Origin of the sequence: Pseudomonas tremae (assembly GCF_001401155.1) — a bacterium.
GTDB classification, from domain to species: Bacteria; Pseudomonadota; Gammaproteobacteria; order Pseudomonadales; family Pseudomonadaceae; genus Aquipseudomonas; species Aquipseudomonas tremae.
Window position 1 is genome coordinate 1 of record NZ_LJRO01000019.1, and the last position, 408, is coordinate 408.

At 59.6% G+C, this 408-nt stretch carries 1 protein-coding gene and 1 pseudogene; both read right to left on the minus strand.

The window, feature by feature from the left end; translation table 11 throughout:
* Window positions 1-162 (minus strand): rhodanese-like domain-containing protein (locus ALO43_RS28040; protein ID WP_459564950.1); only part of this gene is annotated, 162 nt, incomplete at its 3' end.
* Window positions 159-408 (minus strand): annotated as a pseudogene (locus ALO43_RS00535) (cysteine dioxygenase); the annotation flags it as partial. The gene ALO43_RS28040 and the pseudogene ALO43_RS00535, both read right to left, overlap by 4 nt.

Consider the following 408-nt stretch of genomic DNA (forward strand, 5'->3'; position numbering starts at 1 on the left):
GAACACCTCCAGCTCCAGCTTCGACAACGGGATGTTCACCGCAAACAGAGGATGGGCCTGGGCAAAGGGTGCCTCTTCGCGGACGTCTACCAAGGCCAGTTCCTGGCGGTCCAGCAAGGCCTGACGAACGTCGGCGAATGATCGGGTGGCGGGTGTGGTCATCGGGCGGGGCTCCCTGTTGGCTGATCCTGAGTGGCGTGGGTGATGGCTGCGGCATTCGAATAGCCGGAGATGAACAGTTTTTCTGTGCCGTCCAGGTCGTAGACCGCACGTTTCACGGTGCCAATATCGGCGCCGTAAACGTGGATGCTGATCGACACTTGATCGTTGAAAGCATTGCTGACCTGATGCACATCGTTGCTTTTCGGTGACAGCGCTTCGACCTGGCCGGGTTGCAGGCGAATCGCC